Annotated in this window: 1 protein-coding gene; it reads right to left on the bottom strand. The window is 63.1% G+C overall.

Annotated elements, in window-relative coordinates; genetic code table 11:
- On the bottom strand, positions 1-279 hold a 279-nt coding region (locus GYA94_RS27365), incomplete at both ends, for a transporter substrate-binding domain-containing protein (protein ID WP_161893517.1).

Raw genomic sequence — 279 nt, 5'->3', positions numbered from 1 at the left:
CCACGTACTCATCCTCCACCGCCAGGTTGACCCTGCCGGCCGCCAGCATGCGCACGGCGGACGAGAAGTTGCGTACCAGCACCTTGTTCAGGCGCTCGTCGCTGTCGAGTTCAGGGGAATAGGCATAATCGCGCACCACGGCGATGGTGTAGGGATACAGGTCGGACTGACGCGCGTAGGCGAACGCCTCGCCTTCACGCTTGAGCAGGCGGATGCGGTTGACCAGGTAGGCGCTCGAGAACTGGCCGATCAAGGTACGCTCGTCGTTGTACCAGGCGT

Source organism: Pseudomonas juntendi (assembly GCF_009932375.1).
GTDB classification, from domain to species: Bacteria; Pseudomonadota; Gammaproteobacteria; order Pseudomonadales; family Pseudomonadaceae; genus Aquipseudomonas; species Aquipseudomonas juntendi.
Note: the sequence above shows the minus strand (reverse complement) of the source record. Positions and strands in the feature narration are given on the sequence as shown.